Annotated in this window: 9 protein-coding genes and 1 other RNA gene; 2 read left to right on the plus strand and 8 right to left on the minus strand. The window is 29.6% G+C overall.

Features of this window, described 5'->3' with window-relative positions:
• Positions 1–393: 393 nt before the first annotated feature.
• The 4 genes from N508_RS03475 to dapF form a co-directional block, all read right to left on the minus strand.
• Positions 394–1,881 (minus strand): methyl-accepting chemotaxis protein, encoded by a 1,488-nt coding sequence (locus N508_RS03475; RefSeq protein ID WP_023275013.1) that lies wholly within the window; start codon positions 1,879–1,881, stop codon positions 394–396.
• A gap of 482 nt (positions 1,882–2,363) precedes the next feature.
• On the minus strand, positions 2,364–3,167 hold the full coding sequence (gene dapB, locus N508_RS03480) for a 4-hydroxy-tetrahydrodipicolinate reductase (RefSeq protein WP_023275014.1): 804 nt from the start codon (positions 3,165–3,167) through the stop codon (positions 2,364–2,366).
• A 14-nt stretch (positions 3,168–3,181) separates the two neighbouring features.
• Positions 3,182–4,066 carry a 4-hydroxy-tetrahydrodipicolinate synthase gene (dapA, locus tag N508_RS03485; RefSeq protein ID WP_023275015.1) on the minus strand — a complete coding sequence of 295 codons (885 nt, stop codon included), beginning with the start codon at positions 4,064–4,066 and terminating at the stop codon, positions 3,182–3,184.
• A gap of 12 nt (positions 4,067–4,078) precedes the next feature.
• The gene (dapF, locus tag N508_RS03490; protein ID WP_023275016.1) at positions 4,079–4,891 is read right to left on the minus strand and encodes a diaminopimelate epimerase; all 813 of its coding nucleotides are present in this window, start codon (positions 4,889–4,891) and stop codon (positions 4,079–4,081) included.
• A 175-nt stretch (positions 4,892–5,066) separates the two neighbouring features.
• Here dapF and smpB point away from each other — a divergent pair, with 175 nt between their 5' ends.
• Positions 5,067–5,534: an SsrA-binding protein SmpB gene (gene smpB / locus N508_RS03495; protein ID WP_040636605.1), complete on the plus strand. Its 468-nt coding sequence runs from the start codon at positions 5,067–5,069 to the stop codon at positions 5,532–5,534.
• 97 nt (positions 5,535–5,631) lie between these two features.
• Positions 5,632–5,980: a transfer-messenger RNA gene (ssrA, locus tag N508_RS03500) on the plus strand.
• Between the two features lie 90 nt (positions 5,981–6,070).
• On the opposite strand, the gene N508_RS03505 is transcribed toward ssrA, so the two are convergent.
• The 4 genes from N508_RS03505 to N508_RS03520 form a co-directional block, all read right to left on the minus strand.
• Positions 6,071–8,977 (minus strand): DEAD/DEAH box helicase family protein, encoded by a 2,907-nt coding sequence (locus N508_RS03505; RefSeq protein WP_023275018.1) that lies wholly within the window; start codon positions 8,975–8,977, stop codon positions 6,071–6,073.
• Positions 8,977–11,340, minus strand: coding sequence for a DNA methyltransferase (locus N508_RS03510; protein ID WP_023275019.1), 2,364 nt, complete (start codon positions 11,338–11,340; stop codon positions 8,977–8,979). The genes N508_RS03505 and N508_RS03510 overlap by 1 nt, the downstream gene beginning before the upstream one ends.
• A 172-nt stretch (positions 11,341–11,512) precedes the next feature.
• Positions 11,513–14,683 carry an efflux RND transporter permease subunit gene (locus N508_RS03515; RefSeq protein ID WP_023275020.1) on the minus strand — a complete coding sequence of 1,057 codons (3,171 nt, stop codon included), beginning with the start codon at positions 14,681–14,683 and terminating at the stop codon, positions 11,513–11,515.
• 4 nt (positions 14,684–14,687) lie between these two features.
• Positions 14,688–15,776, minus strand: coding sequence for an efflux RND transporter periplasmic adaptor subunit (locus N508_RS03520; RefSeq protein ID WP_040636503.1), 1,089 nt, complete (start codon positions 15,774–15,776; stop codon positions 14,688–14,690).
• Positions 15,777–15,853: the final 77 nt, after the last annotated feature.

Consider the following 15,853-nt stretch of genomic DNA (forward strand, 5'->3'; position numbering starts at 1 on the left):
AGTGCTTTATAATATTCAATAAATGTAATTTTAAATAAATCGTATTATAATAATTAATAATATCAGGCTCAGAATTAGGAAAAACAAAGTTCCACAAAATACCTGCTTTATACATTTTATAAAATATGTCAAATAAGGTGAAGTAGCTAAAAATCAGATACTTTAAATATATTATGCACTTATGCAGTATAAATAATTTAGATTTTCTGACTGTAAAATTCAGGCTTTAAATGACTATAATAAAAATTTTTGGGTATATCCATAGCTTTTCATTAAAGTTATGCAAAGGAAGTATTATCAGGGCTGACATCTAAACTGCTAAAAAAATACATTTTTCCGCAGTTTAGCTGCCAGTTTCAAATAGTGATTATTTGTTTTATATTAATTTTAAGTTTAACTGTATCTAAGAATGAGTTTGTCTAATATAGATACTAAATCTTCAACATCTTTTTCAAGTTCTTCAACAAGTTTTTTGTTTTCATTAAATTTATTGTTTTCTATATTACTCATAACTTGAATACCTAAATCATGAACTTTTTTATGTATTGGCTCAATTGCTCTGAAATCTTTATCATCGCTATATTTTTCCATACCATCGCTGTAATAAAATTTACCAAAAGAACAAGTCTGATGGTTAGGAAGCTGTATAACATTTTTCATATAATTATTAACAAGCAGTCTTCTCATAAATGCAACATGGGCTGTTTTTGCAGCGATAAATGAACCTGCTTTGGATGCATATTTAATATTAGTAAATTTAGTTTCAAGAGTATTTAATGATAATGCCATATCATTAAATGCCTTAAAAAGCTCAGCAAGATTATTTATAGACAGCTCTGATGCATCACTCATTTCTTTTAAGTTTGAGCTTATTTCATAAATAACTGCATTTTGTTCTTCAGATGCTGCCATAATTTCACTAATAGACTGGTTTAAATCAAGGCTGGAATTATATATATCTTGAAAGTTGTTAAATGAAGAATCAATACCTGCTCTTTGTTCCATAAGCATTTTTGTAATAACATCCATTCTTTGTGTAACTGTTGAAATACTTTTCTGCATATCACTTACTGTTTCACCAATCTGTTTAGTAGAGTGAGATGTTTTTTCTGCTAAATTTCTAACTTCATCTGCAACAACTGCAAACCCGCGTCCTGCTTCACCTGCACGAGCAGCCTCAATTGCAGCATTTAATGCTAAAAGGTTAGTCTGGTCAGAAATTTCATTAATAACAGCAATAACTATCGCAATTTGGTCTGCATTATCATTTAATACACTTACTTCACTATTTAACTCTTTTATAGTGCTGTCAATATTGTCACTAACATCTCTTGCCTTTTCTATCATTGCCCGTCCTTCGTTAGTGAGTTCAACTGTTATATTTGATTTTTCATTGATAGTGTTGGTATTTACTGTAATATTTTCTGTTGCAATAAGCATTTCTTTTGAAACAGTGTTAATAGACTGAGAAATTTCATTATTTTTTTGAACTAAATCATTTGTTATCATAAGGTTTTGGGTAACAAACAGCCCCTGCTTTCCAGTAGTGGCAACAGTATCCAATGTGCTTAAATAATCATTTTCTGTATTACACATATACTTATTAATACTATTGTAAAACTTTTCCATATCAGGATTCTGTTTTATATCTTTTGAAGAAATACGGACTGAAATATCATTAGTTTGATTTGCAATGTTATTCATTAGTCTATCAGCTGAAATAAATCCTTTTGTCTGAAAATGATAAACTAAAAAATATCCTAATATGATGACTGCACTCATTAATGCATCAACTATAACAGGCAGATTTAAAAAGATTATCAATGGAAATAAAATTAAAGAAAGAATTGTTACAACTAGATATAAATATTTAACTTTCATAAAAGACTCCTATGCTACACATTATTTAGTATATACATAATATAATGACTTTTGTAAATAATTTTTTTTGACTAATGTAAAAAAACAATATTATCCTTAACACTTGCTATCTTTTTTTAAAAAAAATAAAGTATAAAACTAATTTTTTAATCAAAGATATAAATAGTGCTGCAAAATATATAAAGCAATCATATAAAGGGCATACTGAGAGTGATTTTTAAGCATTGAATATATTATACAATACTGTAATATGTATAATTTAGATTTTCGCATGTAAAATCAGGCTTTAAATGACTATAATAAAAATTTTTGGGTAAGTCCATATAGAGCTATTGATAAAATAAAAATTCTTAATACTATATTTAAGATAAAAAATATAATAACCTGCATTATTAAACATTAGCAGTATTTACTATAATATTTTAAAAATATATAAAAAAATGGGGAAGTTTGCTCCCCAAAAATATATTAAATATAAATAATTAAACAAGTCCTAATACATTTTGCATATTATACATTCCCTTTGGCTTATCAGCAAGCCATAAAGCTGCAGTAACTGCACCGCCTGCAAATGTCTTTCTTGAATGTGCTCTGTGAGTTATCTCTATCCTTTCTCCATTTCCAAAGAAAAATACAGTGTGGTCACCAGCTACATCACCGCCCCTTAAAGTCTGTATCCCTATTTCATTTGGTTTACGCTCACCAATAATGCCATGTCTTGCATATACTGCATTTTCTGCTAAATTTAAACCTGCACCTTTTGCAGCAGCTTCTGCCATAGCCATAGCTGTGCCGCTTGGAGCATCTTTTTTCATATTATGGTGAGTTTCCACAAGCTCTATATCATAACCTTTTAAAAGTCTTGCTGCTTCTTTTATTAATTCTAATGCGACATTAACACCAAGGCTCATATTTGGTGCAAGCACAACAGGCACTTTTTCTGATAATTTTTCTACTGCTTTTTTCTGCTCATCAGAAAAACCTGTGCTGCCAATAACTATTGGTTTGCCTGCTTTTTCATAAATAGAAAGGTTATTATATGTAGGTTCTGCACCTGTAAAATCTATTATCACATCTGCATTTTTTGCACTTTCAAGTATGTCATCAGTAATAACTGGACCACCTTTGCCGCATCCAGCAGTTTCATATAAATTCTGACCTAAAACATCACTTCCTTTTCTATCAACTGCACCTGCTGCATCAGCATTTTCATTATTATACACTGCCTCTGCAATATTTTTGCCCATTCTGCCTGCTGCACCTATAATACATATTTTTACAGCCATTTATATTCTCCTTACTAATCTCTGACTATTTTAATATTAAGTTTTTCCATAATGGATTTTAATTTTTGAGTATTTTCTTTTGTCATTTCCACAAGCGGCAGGCGTATTTCATTTTCTGCAAGCCCCATCATATAAGCTGCTTTTTTAGCAGGTATAGGATTTGTTTCAAAAAACATTCCTTTACATAGGTCTAAAAGCTCATAATGGAGTTTTCTTCCAAGCAGCATATCATTATTTAACATGGCTTTACACATTTGAGCCATTTTTTTAGGTGCAGCATTTGCAACAACAGAAATAACACCCTTTGCTCCCATTGCCATCATAGGAAAAGTAAGAGAATCTTCTCCAGAAATTACATCAAAACTATCATCAGTATGCTGCAATACAGCCCCTGCCTGGTCAAGAGAGCCGCTTGCTTCTTTAATACCTACTATATTTTTAATTTTAGAAAGGCTGATAACTGTATCTGGCAGCATATTAACACCTGTTCTACTTGGCACATTATATAAAATTATAGGTATATCTACATGTTCAGCAATAGTTTTAAAATGCTGATATAAACCCGCCTGTGTAGGTTTATTATAGTATGGAGTAATGGAAAGCACAGCATCTGCACCTGATTTTTTAGCATGCTCTGTGAGAAATACAGATTCCTTTGTGCTGTTTGAACCTGCCCCTGCAATTACAGGTATTCTTTTTTTAGCCTGCTCAATAACTATTTCTATAACATGGCAGTGCTCTTCATGGGAAAGTGTTGCAGACTCTCCTGTTGTGCCGCATGGAACAATAGCATCAGTGCCTTCTGCAATATGAAACTCTACAAGTTCTCTTAATGCTTTTTCATCAACTTCATTATTTTTAAATGGTGTAATAAGTGCAACTATACTGCCTTGAAACATAATATCCTCCGCTTAATAATTATATGCTTCTTCCTTTAACTCTGCTGTATATATCCTGCGTCCTTCTCCTTGAAGATACACAGTGTTATCATCATAATATACCGTAAGGGTTTTTCCTCCATAAGTCAATAGGTGGACAGGTCCTTTTACAAGCCCCTTTTTAATGGCAACAATGGCAGAAGCAGCACATCCTGTTCCGCATGCCAAAGTCTCACCTTCCACCCCTCTTTCATAAGTCCTTATTTTTAAAGAATTTTCTCCAGTTACTTCTATAAAATTAACATTGGTGCCATTTACTGCAAAATCTTTATTATATCTTATATCTCTGCCTAGTGAAAATACATCTGTTTCTGCAATATTATCACAAACCAAAACAGCATGTGGAACGCCAGTATTAACTGAATGAATATTATATTTTTTTCCACATGCAGTAATTTTTTTATCAAGCTCTAAACTATGTGGAGAAGTAAGCATTGTTTTTACTTCATTATTTTCCATAATTTCAGCTTTAATAATGCCTGCAAGAGTTTCAAATGCCATACTTTTACCTGCTATATTTTCAATAAAAGCATATCGTGCAGCACACCTTGCTCCATTGCCGCACATTTCTGCAACTGAGCCGTCAGAATTAAAAAACTGCCATTTAAAATCAACCGTGTCTGATTTTTCAATAAAAATTACACCATCTGCCCCAACAGATAAACCTCTTGCACAAACTTTTTCTATAAAATTTTTATTATATAATGATATGTATTTACCATCTCTATTATCTATTACAATAAAATCATTACCATTGCCGCTCATTTTAGAAAATGTAATATTCATATTTGCCCCATTATTTTAATCGTGTAACAATGAATAACATATTTATCATAATATTTCAATTAATTTTATATTCATATAAATACATCTATAATATTTTTAGTTTTGATTAAACTGCTGGTTTATGCAAATGTATAACCTATTGACATTTTTTCTTTTTAATATATATTATATCCCTATGAGTAAAAATGCAAATAATTCAAACCTTGCTACAAATAAAAAGGCTTATCATGAATATGAAATTTTAACTGAGTATGAAGCAGGTATTGAGCTGCATGGCACAGAAGTAAAATCTATCCGTGCAGGTAAGATGAACTTAAAAGAATCTATTGTAAAAATAATGAAAAATGAAGTTTATCTTATTAACTGCCATGTTTCCCCTTATGAGCAGGGCAATATTTTTAATAAAGACCCACTCCGCACTAGAAAACTACTCATGCACAGGAAAGAAATTAACCAGCTGATAGGTAAAGTGCAGGAAAAAGGGCTTACGCTAGTTGCAACAAAGGCATACTTAAAAGGAAGAAAAATAAAAATGCAGGTAGCTCTTGCAAAAGGTAAAAAACTCTACGACAAAAGACAGACTATAAAAGATAAAGATATTAACAGAGAACTTGAAAGAGATTTTAAATTAAAATTTAAGTAGTTTGTATTGAGTTAGCAGGCGGAGTTTACTTATACAAGTAAATGAGCATTGTGAGCAAAAATATAACGCAGTATTACGGAAAATTGTAACATATTAAGGGGGTGCTTGGTTTCGACAGGGAGCCAATATCCTCAAATGCATGTCAAGGCTGTCTGAGCCCTTGCCAAAACTCAGGCAAAAAAGTAAACGCTAACGACGAATTAGCTCTCGCTGCATAGTGTCAGCGACGCTCTTATAGACTGTCCGCCCATGACGGACTGTAAGAGTGTCAACTAATATGGGCTGGTATCTGCTTTGCTCTGGAGCAGGTATAAGACTTTAAGAGCTTTCCCCAAACTTACTTTGTCTGTGGAGATGGGCGGGGAAGATTTAAGCACAGACTAAACATGTAGTATTTGTGGAAGTAAGCTTTTTGGACAGGGGTTCGATTCCCCTCACCTCCATAAATATATCAAGGGATGGCTTTTGTCATCCCTTGATATATTTATATAGTGGGAATTGGTAAATCGTAAGATATTAAACTTTTTGATATATAATCAAGTAAATATTTTATTAATAGAGCAACTATCTATTCTATGTTCTTCTAACAAATTATTTGATTGTTTATCTTTATTATAATAATATAATTGTATTTCAATATTTTGTTCCATTTTATCAAACTTATATGGATTACTATTAAATATATTTCTAAAACCTTGAATTTTCTCTATTGGATTTTGTTCGTGTATAAGTCCTTTTGGATCAACAAATACTACTTTATATTTATTTTTTAATTTAATCCAAAAAATAAAATCTGGATAAAACTTATATTCACTATTATATGTATTTATATAAGGTATATATATTCCTTTATCATAATATTGATTAATTTTTGAAAAATACCACCATTCTACACTATCACTAATATTACCAATATACTTCAATAGATCATCAATAAATATTTTCTCACTTTCAACATCAATTGAATTTTTAAATTCAAACTCTGCTATATCTGATATGAATACTGGATTATAATAATGTGTTGTAATTTTTTTGATTGACTTACTAACAATTTTTGCATGACTTAATGCACTAACAGCCTCTAGTACTTTATTCTGGTCTCCACTTGACATAAAATTTATTATTTCAGCTTGAATATCAGCAATAGTTTTTTCATTAGAATGCATTATTTTATCAATTTTATCTGATAAATCATTATAAGTATGATCATTGGTAATCTTGACTTCTATATATTTATAATGAATAATATCATGATCTGTAATATTTCTAAATTTACTAAATAAATGCCGTTGTTTTGTATAAAACTCTAACATATTTATCAATAAATTCTCATTTATTAAAGCTTCATCTTTACATGATTTAACTATTTCTATTTGCTCATTATTTTCAATATTTTTACATAATTTTGGAAAATATTCAATATATTCACTTTTATTATGAATATATTCAAATAAAAATATTGTCTTTTTATTCTTAATAAAGCATTTTATTTCATCAAGTTGTTTTTTTGTTATTTTATAAATTTTATCACAATCTGCTATTTGATCATACTCAGGTAATAATAAATCTTCTTTTTGTGATATTGGTTGAATTTTATCACTAATATTTATGTAATTATAATCACCCTTTTCATCATATAATGATTTTAAAATAGAATTAATATTTTCTTGGTTTGTTGCAAATATGAATAAACTTTCTATTAATTTAATAGCATCATCAAATGAAACACTATTATTTGGTTCATTTTTTACTTGAATTGAGTCACAAACAGGTAAATAATCATTACGTTTACGATAATTCTTCATTGGCTCAATTCTAACACCACGTCCTATTGCTTGTAAAATAAGTTTACTATTTTCACTATTCATACCAAGTCCAATAAAATGAATAATGTTAGGTCTGTTTGAATCCCATCCTTCAATAAACATTCTTGAACCTAATAGCATAGTATATGTACTAGATTCATTGTTAATTTCTGAAAAATAATTTGAATCATCAATTGAATAGATTTCCGAACTCTTAGGTAATACATCTTCAATCCAATTATGAGCATCTGAAAATTTTAATAGTGCAAAAGGAGTATTTGAATTTTTTAATTTTAATGCAACTTCAGATTTATTATTGGACGATAATTTATATACTTCTAAAATACTCTTTGTATTATTATAAGCATTTAGAGAATACATTCCTATATCTTGAATTGTAATTGATTTTATAAAATCAATAGGAACATAGCCATCATCTCCAATAGTATAAGCTGGGTTAGGTTGGATATCACTTAATAGTATTGCCATTGATTCTTTAAAAATATTTTCGTCAATAGAATTATTTATTATATCATTTAATACAATAAAAAATTCTTTTAAATCACTTTTTATACTGGAAGTATATTTCTTATTAATACTATGTGCAAAAACTAATAATAGCGGATTATGATAATAACTATATAATAACTTCTTTGCTTTCTTTTGTGCAGTTAATAAAAGTAAACTTTGTATAATTGATATTTTTTTTTCTAAATTAGTATCGAGTTTATTAAATCCATAGTTCATAACTCTTATTTGTTTTCCATAACCACTTCTAATGAATTTATCAAGATTCATATTATAAACAGTATTAATTCTTTTTATTGTGTCAATAAATGTGGCAGAAAAATTAAACATAAATCCTTTTGATGACAATAAATGAAAATATGCTTGCGATGAACTATCCTCATCTCCTTTGTGAGCTTCATCTAAAAAAACATACCATTCACCATTATTATATACTTCTTCATAATTAATTCTTTTTCCTTCTTTATTCTTTTTAGATACTAACTTTTCACTAACAACAGATGAAGTAGTAGTATAATATACTTTTATTGATGGACCATTATAATATTTATTTTTTTTAAAATCCTTTAAAGGTACAAACTCTATCTCAATATCACTATTCTTATTAAAAATTTCTATATGTGTTTTTATTTGCTCTATAATAGTATCATTAGCTGATGAAATCATTATATCATAATTTGGGATTTTTTTATCTAAAATTAACATACTCAACATTTCTATTAATTTTATAATTACCAATGTTTTCCCACTACCCGTAGCCATCCAAAAACACATTTGTTTAAAAAAAAGTGAATTTATTCCAGAAATTGTATTTAATAAATCAAAATCTTTATGATAACACTTATCAACACTATTTTTATATGTTTGAAATATGTTATTTATATCATTAATTTTATATTTATTTAACCTATTAAAATATTGTTGTATATAATTAGTATTATTACTTTTATAAGTAAAATATAATACCACAAGAGCATTTTTTAATGCAGACAGTTGGAAATCATGCAAAGTCCATGTTAAACCAAACTGCTTATTTATATAACTTTCCCAATCATTAGGTAATAACGAAATATTATTTTCTGCAAATTTTTCTAAATAATTGTTATACATTAATAAGTATCCCACCAAATTAATTTTTTAAATGTATTTAAATAAGTTGCATCTATAATGATATTATCCATATCTATTTCTCCAATTGTATCAAGGAGCAACATATTTTTATTAATTTTTATTATATCATACCCAAACAGATTAGATAATGTTTCTGCAATATCACTATATTTATAATGTTCATCTTGAAAATTTGTATATCTATCACCAAGTTTTGCAAAATCAATTAGTATTTTATCATCTTTATAAGTAATAACATATGATAGTTTCTCATCCCATATCAAAATGTCATTTAAATTATTATGTTCTACATATCTTGCACTAGCTAAAACATCCTCATATGTTTCTAATTCATAATATTTAACAAAACCTCCAATTTTAAGATTATTTTCTTTTTTCAATGATTCACTTACACCAGATATTTTTCCATATAATGTTTGTTTTATACGTGGTATTATTACAGAATAAAAATGCTCACCCATCTCTACACCTATCCACTTTCGTCCCATTTTATGTGCAACATTTATTGTAGTTCCTGTGCCTAAAAAACAATCTAAAACTATTGAATCTGAATTTGATGATACACCAATTATTCGTTCCAATAATCTTTCTGGTTTTTGAGTTAATTTATATTCTGATGCAAGTTTAATATATTCTGCTGACATATTAAATACACTACTTATATCCCATACATCTGGACAAGCAACTATACTATAATACCCAATATTATCTTTTCCATTTTGAGCTTCTTTAGATTGATCTTCAAGTGCAGGTATAAAATTTAAATAACGTTTAATCTTAATGCTATTAAATATATAATTACCTGTTTTACTATATAACAATATATCATCATGTTTTTTTGCATACTCTTTCTTGCCTTTTCCACCCATAAAATATTGCCAAACGATATGATTAATCAGCAAGTCAGAACCAAAAACATTATTAAGTATTAATCTACCTAAATAATTAGCCCTATAATCCAAGTGCAAATAAAATGAGCCATAATTACTTAACATATTCTTACAAATCATTAATCTATTATCAATAATAGTAGACCAAGTCGAATCTTGAAAATTATCTATATATCCAAAATCACTCCCTGTATTAAAAGGTGGATCAATATAAATTAAATCTATTTTTTCATTATATTTACTTTTAATAGTATTTAAAGCCTGAAAATTATCACTTTTTACTAATATACCATCTATGTGTTTATCAATATCATCAAAACATGCTAAAATCTTATACTTTAAAGAACCACTAATATTTTTTGTATCTAATGGAAGATATTTATATTGCTCATCTTTTAAGTTAATCCATTTCCAACTTTTTGGAATAAATTCATAATTTAACCATTCATCATATTGCTTTCTTGGTTGTTCAGAGATTAGTATATCAATAATATCAACAGATAACATATCTATAGTAATAATATAATTAGAATTTTTCACCATTTTTGGTTTTTCCCAAATGCTTTTTAATTCATTTTCAAAACGAGCAATTAGCTCAATTATTTCAATTGCTAATTTTCTAACATCATGATATCTGTTTATAGTTTCTTCAGTAAACTTAGTAACAACATCTTTACCTATTTCTTCAAATAAATATATATCTAATTGTTCATTTAAAAACTCTTTTGCATTTTTATGTATAAAATAATCTATATCAGATTGTTTATTAAATTTCTTTATTGCATCATATAAATCATCTTTATTATATAGACTATATATTTTTTTTATTTCTTTCAGAAAATTATCACAATCTTTTTTATTTAATATATTATAGCCATCAATTATATCTTTATTACTTACAACATTGATACATACTTCACACAATATTCCTTGTTGTTCATTTAATTTTTTTATATTTTTATTTTGGATTATATAATAATAAGTGATTTTCTCATTAGCAATTTGTCGTTCAATTAAAGAAGTATCAAAAACATATTTGACATTATTCATATCAAAAGTCATAGATTCAAATACTTTCTCTGTTTTAATATAATATAAATCTTGTGTTTTCCAAAATAATGCAACATCCTTATTATCTTTTAATTGTACATAATTAGTATTATATACCTTTACATTACTATAAAAGGGAGTCCCTGTGTCATTTAAATATTTATTAAAAAACGTATATATTTTTTCATATATATGTTTTATGTACTCTTGTTGTTCTTTGTTAGTTGTTGCTAAAGAATATGACAATAACTGTTCTGTTTCCTTAATAGTCTTAATAATATCTTGATAATATTGGGATTTGATATATATAAGATTTATATAACCACTATTTCCCTCTAAATTTTTAATTCTACCTAAATATATATCTTCTAATTTTTTTAGAAATTCTATTTGAAAATCCATTAATATGCTCCATTTAATACAATATGATATTACCTATATTATACATAGATGTGTAAAAAAAACAAGTTTATAATAATGCTATTAATTTTTTATAATAATTATGCGATATAAATATTTATACTAATGTGGTAAAAGTTATATAATACAGGTGATAAATATTATCCACTATATCCTAATCATCAACATACCCTTCTGGCAGGTGGTCATTTCCAGATACTTTATCTAAAAAGAATGAGAGCAGTGCAGGTATTACAAACATGGTAAACACTGTTGCAAGGGCAAGACCGCCTAATATTACACTTCCCATACCACGATAAAGTTCACTTCCTGCCCCTGGTGCTATAACAAGTGGCAGCATACCAAAAAGTGATGTAGCTGTGCTCATACTAATAGGGCGTATCCGTGTTTTTAAAGCAAGGCGAACTGCTGCTTTGCCATTCATACCAAGTTTTATATAGTTTAATGACTGATACACTATTAAAATAGGGTTATTTACTACTGTCCCCACAAGCATAATAAAGCCAAGCATAGTAATAATGTCAAGCGGCTGCTCTGCAATAAACAAGTCTGTTAAAGCAAGCCCCATAAATCCGCCTGTTGCTGCAAGTGGGATAGAAAATAATATGATTAATGGGTATAAAAAATTATTAAGCAGTGCTGCCATTAAAAAATATGTAATAATAACTGCTAATATAAAGTTGCCAGACAAAGCATTTTTAGCATTTTCAAGTTTTGATGAAGCTCCACTTGTAGATATAATTATACCATTCAGCAGTCCTTCTGCCCGCATTGGCTCAATTACTTTATTCATAATATTATCACGAAGTTCTTCTAATACCATACCTTTTTGCAGTATAATTTTAAATTCAAAAGCTCTTTGAGAATTAAAACGCCTTATTCTTTCTACACTTAAAACTTCCTTAACATCAAACAAATTAGCAACAGGGACAGCAAGCCCAGTAGAAGAATTTACTACAAACTCGCTGACTTCTACAGGGTTTGTTTCCATATTTCCAGTTTCTTTTTCTTCATAAGGTCCACGGAGTGAAATATCTATGGTGCCTATTTCTGGATCTTTAAATTCACCTATTTTTCTGCCGTCTAAATAAACATCTACTGCTACACCCACTTCTTCAGTAGTAAGCCCTGAAGCCATAATTGCTTCCCTGTCTGGATTAAGCTGCACTTCTGGATAAACTGGATTTGCTGACGGGCTTATCTGCATCTGCACATCTGCCATTTCCTGATATATTCTTACCTGAATAAGCTGGACAATAGATATTAACTGGTCATAACTCATATTGCCAGATACATTCATTTTAAATTCGTTACCCTGTCCGCCGCCAACTTTAAATAATGGTGATTGAGAAGTAGAGCCGCGAATACCGGGTATCTGGTTTACAATATTTTGCAGTAATGGTTTATAGTCACCTGCTCGCTGTTCGTCTGTGCTTGTTAATATTGCCCTTACATTTGCACCGCCAGCAAATCCAAATGTATTAATGCGTGGATAGCCGTCTAAATCCTGCTGCATATATGGCTCTAATTCTTTATAAAAAAAATTACCAATCTTTCTTCTTTCTGCTAATGATATACCCGGTGGAACGGTAAGTTTTGTTTCTATCATATTTTTATTGCCAAGTGGAAGATAATCCATTTTAGGCATTAAAATATAAGCACTTATCAAAGATACAGCAGTTAAGCAGGTAACAAATATTATCCTTGTGCTGACTTTTGCATTTATTTTATCAGAAACACTTACTGTAAAATTAACTATTTTTGAGCCAATATTTCCAACAGTTTCATTAAAATGCTGGATTTTATTATGAAATTTTGAATGTGAATTAAACTTAAACTTATCAGTTTTTTCATATATTACTTTTGTTGCAACAGGTATTACAAATACTGATGTTATAAGGCTTAAACCAACTGATGAGCTGACAGCTATTGCAATATCCCCAAAAAGCTGTCCTGCTTCTTCTTTTATAAAAACAATAGGAAGAAATACTGCTATTGTTGTAAGAGTAGATGCTAAAATTGCACCCCATACTTCTCTTACTGCATCATAAGCTGCCAAGACTGCCTTTTTACCCATTTTCATGTGCCTGTCAATATTTTCAAGCACAACAATAGAGTTATCTATAAGCATACCAACAGAAAATGCAATACCTGCAAGACTTATTACATTTAATGACCGCCCTAATGCATTCATTATAAAAAATGTGCCTATAATACATATTGGAATAGTTGTGGCAATAACAAGTGTTGAACGGATACTTCTTAAAAAAATTAAAAGCACAATAACTGCTAAAAGTCCGCCTGCAATAATATTAGATTTTACTAGACTTACAGCATTTAAAATATATCCACGCTGGTCTGACACCCAGATAAATTCTATGCCGTTATCTTTTAATATAGTATTATTTAAATCATTTATTACTTTTTCCAAATCGTTAGTTAAATCTAATATATTATAGCCTGCCTGAGCAATAATACCGATATTCATAGCATTTTTATTATTATATCTAACAAAAGCATCCTTTTTCTCATAGCCGTAATCAACATGAGCTACATCGCCAAGTTTAAGCCTTGAATTATCACTGCTTACAATTACAATATTTGCTATATCATCAGGGGTTTTACCTTCTCCAATAGTTCTAAAACGATAATTTTTTGCACCATAAGCTCTTGTTCCTGCTGAAACATCAATATTTTCTTTCTTAACTGCATTAATTATTTGAGAAAGGCTGATATTATATGCCCCCATTTTATATGGGTCTACAATAATCTGCACCTGTTTTGCCCTGCCGCCCCAATACCACATATCTGCAACACCCTGAACACGCTCAATATATGGTTTGATTACTTCTTCAAAGTAGCTTAAATATTCATCTACACTTCTTGTATTGCCGTCTCTTGTTGTAAGCATTAATTCAACAGACGCAAATGAGTCGCTGTCTGCTGAGCGGATAGTTGGTTTATCCATATCATCAGGATACCCTTTAACTTCATCAAGTTTGTTTGATACAAGAAGTATTGCATCATCAACATTAACAGATAAATCAAAAGTAAGTTTTACATTACATCTGCCTTCCATAGCAGCACTTTCAAACTCTATCAAGCCCGGTATACTTTTTAATACTCTTTCCTGCCTGTCTATAATTTCTTTTTCCATATCATAAGGGGATGCACCTGTCCATGTTGTGCGAATAGTAATCTGCGGATATTCTATATTTGGAATAAGACGGTATGGCATATTCAAAGCAGCCTGCACACCAAAAAGCACTACAAAAAAGACTGCTACTAATACTTTTACAGGGTTCTCTAATGCATATTTAATCATAATATCAGCCTATTTTAGAAGTTATTTTAATTTTTACACCATTATTTACTGCATTATTGCCGTCTAATACTATCTGGTCATCTTTCTTTAATGAGCCTTCTGTTACAGAGCTTACTGCTGCATAGCCACCGTTATAGCCTATTATTTTCACTGGGATAAATCTTACTCGCTCATCTTCTGATACTTTAAATACTCCCTTAACACTGTTTCGCTCTACAACAGCATCTCGCGGAACTAATAAGGAATGGATTTTACTGCCTGATGGGATTAAGGCGATTACAAAAACTCCTTCTTTTAAATCTGGGTCTTGACCTAAATCTATCCTTGTTAAAAATAATCTGGTGGCTGGGTCACCTTTGGAATTGATAGATAACACTTTGCCAGTATATTCTTTACGGCTTGTCTTAACTGTTACTGACTGACCAGCTTTAATATAGGGAAGCACTGTTTCTGGAATATAGACTTTTGCTTCATAAGTCAAGGTAGCTACTCCTGCTACTACTCCGCCAGAATTAACCCATTCGCCAACTTCCACATTCTTACTAATCACTACTCCTTTTAACGGGGATTTGATTACCATTTTATCTTTCTGAGTCTCTAACTGCTTCTGCTGTGACAAGGATGATATATACATACTTTGTGCATTTGTGTAATCTGTTAATGAGTCTTGATATTTCTGCTGAGATATGGAATGCTGGTTATATAAGGCTTTATTGCGGTTAAAATCTCTTAATGCTTTATCTAAATTAGATTTTGCCTGCTTAGTAGATGCTTCTGCACTTGATACACTGTAACTTAATAAACTGTCATCTAAACTTGCAAGTGGCTGACCTATCTCTACTGCATCGCCTTCATTTACATATACTTTTAATACTTTGCCTGCACTTTCTGCTGCTACTTCTGAGCTTTCACTAAAATAGGCTGAACCCGTTATCATCATTGTTGGAAAGCTCATCCCTTCTGACACTTTCTCTACTGTTACTAATACTACACGCTCTTTACTAGATGATATGCCTGATGGTTGTTTTTGTGCTGATACTAAAAATGGAATAAAAAGAAGGATAATTAAAATTACTAAAAAGCACTTTTTCATAAACAGCCCCATAACACTGACATATATTTTAATAGATTATTACTATTAGTAAAAGTTCAGCAATTTTGCAAGCCCAA

The sequence above is a fragment of the Mucispirillum schaedleri ASF457 genome (assembly GCF_000487995.2).
In the GTDB taxonomy this organism is placed as follows: Bacteria; Chrysiogenota; Deferribacteres; order Deferribacterales; family Mucispirillaceae; genus Mucispirillum; species Mucispirillum schaedleri.

Coding starts and splice junctions, on each gene's coding strand:
- N508_RS03475 (WP_023275013.1), bottom strand. CDS start 1,881: ATGAAAGTTAAATATTTATATCTAGTTGTAACAATTCTTTCTTTAATT.
- dapB (WP_023275014.1), bottom strand. CDS start 3,167: ATGGCTGTAAAAATATGTATTATAGGTGCAGCAGGCAGAATGGGCAAA.
- dapA (WP_023275015.1), bottom strand. CDS start 4,066: ATGTTTCAAGGCAGTATAGTTGCACTTATTACACCATTTAAAAATAAT.
- dapF (WP_023275016.1), bottom strand. CDS start 4,891: ATGAATATTACATTTTCTAAAATGAGCGGCAATGGTAATGATTTTATT.
- smpB (WP_040636605.1), top strand. CDS start 5,067: ATGAGTAAAAATGCAAATAATTCAAACCTTGCTACAAATAAAAAGGCT.
- N508_RS03505 (WP_023275018.1), bottom strand. CDS start 8,977: ATGTATAACAATTATTTAGAAAAATTTGCAGAAAATAATATTTCGTTA.
- N508_RS03510 (WP_023275019.1), bottom strand. CDS start 11,340: ATGGATTTTCAAATAGAATTTCTAAAAAAATTAGAAGATATATATTTA.
- N508_RS03515 (WP_023275020.1), bottom strand. CDS start 14,683: ATGATTAAATATGCATTAGAGAACCCTGTAAAAGTATTAGTAGCAGTC.
- N508_RS03520 (WP_040636503.1), bottom strand. CDS start 15,776: ATGAAAAAGTGCTTTTTAGTAATTTTAATTATCCTTCTTTTTATTCCA.